General features: G+C 35.4%; 1 protein-coding gene and 2 pseudogenes. All 3 read right to left on the minus strand.

Annotation, left to right across the window (positions count from 1 at the left end):
• Positions 1 to 833, minus strand: a pseudogene (locus tag QZZ51_RS10780) (hypothetical protein); the annotation flags it as partial.
• 196 nt (positions 834 to 1,029) lie between these two features.
• Positions 1,030 to 2,190 (minus strand): gliding motility-associated C-terminal domain-containing protein, encoded by a 1,161-nt coding sequence (locus tag QZZ51_RS10785; protein WP_291869469.1) that lies wholly within the window; start codon positions 2,188 to 2,190, stop codon positions 1,030 to 1,032.
• A gap of 2 nt (positions 2,191 to 2,192) precedes the next feature.
• A pseudogene (locus QZZ51_RS10790) lies at positions 2,193 to 3,378 on the minus strand (hypothetical protein); the annotation flags it as partial.

The following is a 3,378-nucleotide window of genomic DNA, read 5'->3' on the forward strand; positions in this document are numbered from 1 at the left end:
AATTTAGTGTTAGTACCATCGGCCAGAGTTACATCGCTAGATTTGTTAGCGGTATTTTCTTTATCGTTTTGTAAAGCAGAAATATCGGTGTCGTTGCTCGTAATGTTTGCTGTGTTTGTATTTATTAGAGTGGTGTTAGCTGCTTCTGCAGCAGTAGCTCTAGTTACTTCTGCTGTAACAGCAGTAGTATTGTTAGCAAGACTATTTTGTATTACAGTATCATCATAAGCTAAAGCACTTATATCTACAGATTGATTTCCACCTCCGTCTGTAACAATTAAGTAAGTGCCATCAAAAGAAATTCCAGTATTTAATTCGTTCGAAGCATCACCATCTACCTCGGTAGTTAAATAACCATTATTCGCAACAAAAGCATCCACTTCTGTTTCGGATAACTGGGTATTAGTATCCGTAATATGTGGTCCAACAACAAAACCCATAGCTTCTATATCTGCTTGAGTAAGAGAAGAGCTTAAAAATTTTGTAAGATCTACAGAGCCGCCATTCTCTAAGGATAGAATATTCGAAACGTCATCAAAACTCAGCATTTGGTTACTTCCGCTACTCGCTTGGCAAAGGTTATTCCAAAGTAATCCGTTAAAATAGTGAATACACTGTGTCTCGGTGTTATAAACAAGAGCGCCACGCAAAGGTGAGATGCTTTGCATTTGACTAGTCGTTAGTCTTGTTAAAACTAAGGCTTTATTTGTGCTCTCTAATTCAACAATCGAAGCAGCATCAATATTATCTGGTTGTTCTCCAATTTTTACTTGGGCAGATATGGCTTGGATTCCTAAAATGGCAAAAAGTAGACTTATTCTTTTAAAATACATGGTAAATGTGTTTTGGGGCAACTATATGTTTACCCGTAAAAATACCATGTAAAATGTGCTATAAATTTAAAATGTTGCGTAAGCCTATGAAAATGTTGTGAATTACCAGTGCAGTGAAAAAAAGAGATAAATTCTGCACTATTTTTCGATAAAACACATAACTAGGACTAGTTACATTGCTAGAAAGTGAAGAGTTTTAACGGGCTAAATACATAAAACCTTGAAAGTCCATTTTTATATCATCCATAGAAATAATATAAAAATAAACACCAATAGGAAGGCCTTTTTCTTTGTCGAAAAGGATGTTATTCTGATTAGAATAGCCGTTGAAATTATTGGTGTAATTTGCCGTTTCGTATACTTTTAAGCCGTAACGGTCAAAAATACGAATAGTATTATTTGGAGACTGTTCTAGTTCTGGAATCACCAAAGTGTCATTATTACCATCGCCATTAGGGGTAATTAAAAAGTTGTCTAATGTTAAAACATCCACAGTTAATGTTTCTTTATTTTCTTTACTGCCAAAGGTAATTATTTCGTAATTATCTGGGTTAAAAGTAGCAGATTCTACAAATCCTTGCGTTAAATCTCCACCTACTGCAGTAGCTTCTAAACTTATCCATTGTCTGGTAGATTTGTTCCAGCCTACGGGAATAATATCATTAATATCCTCGGTTAGTAAATCTATATTACTTTGTGCGTTCCAGCTAATGCTAATGGTAGAGTTTATGTTGCCCTCTAATACCCAAAATTCTCTAGTGCTTATAGATTTAATTTCTGCTGGTTTGGTAAACGTACTAAAAGTGGTGTTGAAAGATATTGGAGTATCTGGGTTCTCCCTAAAATAAGCACATTTGGCTAGGGCATTAATATCGGAAGAATTTAAAATTAAAGGTCTAAGCTCTTGGCTATCACCAACCGGAAAAATAAAATTTTGTTGGTTGGTAATTGCGGTGTACCCATCTACTTTAGAGAAGTTGCTAGATCCCACATAGTTAGCATTACTTAAAAAATTTAAATAGGTAGAAGACTGCGTTTTAATGGTTCTAAAATCCCCGCTGATAAAATTGGCGTTATTGGTATTATCTATATTTAAGCTTAATAGTACGCCTGCATCATTTGCAATTTCTGTATCGTAGAATTGCGGAACAAAACCACCAGCAACGGTTATGGTATTATCTCCGTAAAAACCTGCTAAGCCTAAGTTGTTATCAAAAGGAGCATTGTTTATAAAATTGGTATGAAAACCTATTTGTCCTTGGTTGTGTATTTGTATGTTGCCGTAATTCCATAAGGCGGTTTGCGCGGGTAGCGCAATGGCAAATAACAAAACAAAAGAGAAGAGTAGCTTTTTCATTTTTACTTGTTTAAAAGTAATTCTTTAATAAGTTCTACCTCTTTTTTTAGAGAATTGAGTTCTTTGGATAAATTGTTTTTATCCTTTTCTAAAGTCTTTATTTTCTTTTCTTGTTCTATAGTATGAAGAAATAATTCCTCTATTTTTTCAAGGTTAATTCTTGAAGCTTCTCCTATATTCCAGATTCCTTTCTCATTTATTTCTTTGGCTGATTGCAGGCCTGGTAAATGATGGTTTTTTTTGATGAATTCTTCTATTTTACGAAGGTTTTTGAACTCATAATCTGAGTTTAAAGTTGAGTTTCCTAGGAAATATTTTTGGAATACATAGTCTGGATGAACTTGACCTGATGCTACGGTTGAAATGGTTCCGCCCACAGTTAAATTTGCTTGGGATATAATATTTTGTGAGGCATCTATGGTTAACGCTAGTATTCCATTTGTAGAAAACCCTAGTTGGTTAGCAGCAATTCTATATATTCCTGTGTCTGAGTCATTATAGAATCCTATGCTAGGTTGTCCAGCAGAACCATTTGAAGCTGCAAAACCATTTCTAGCTCTAATTTGACCATCAACATCTAGTTTATCTTGCGGCGCTCCGGGTAAGTTTCCTATTCCAATATTGCCAGTAACAGGTAGTCCGGAATTGTCAACAAAGGCTAAATCACTTCCATTTAAATCATAGGTTCTATCCTGTCCAGTAGTTTGTATTAAATCTGTATTAGATAAATTATCATCTGTAGCAGGAGTCCAAGCTGTACCATTCCATTTTAGGATTTGCCCCGTAGTGGTTGCGCCCATATTACTAAGGTCGCTAGCAGCGATAGTATTCGGTGCTATTTGTGTTGATGTTATTCCATTGTCTTTAACCAGAATTGCATCTGCAACAATTCCAACAGTAGTATCATCTACATTGACACTATATCCTGTTGTAGAGTTGAAATCAGTTAGACCGTCGTTTATTTCAGTATCTGTCACAGAACTTCCTGTATCATCTATAGCAGGAGCCCAAGTTGTTCCATTCCATTTTAATATTTGCCCAGTAGTAGTTGCGCCCATGTTACTAAGGTCACTAGCAGCGATGGTATTTGGTGCTATTTGTGTTGATGTTATTCCATTGTCTTTAACCAGAATTGCATCTGCAACAATTCCAACAGTAGTATCATCTACATTGACACTATATCCTGTT

This window comes from Maribacter sp., from assembly GCF_016744255.1.
Taxonomy (GTDB): Bacteria; Bacteroidota; Bacteroidia; order Flavobacteriales; family Flavobacteriaceae; genus Maribacter_B.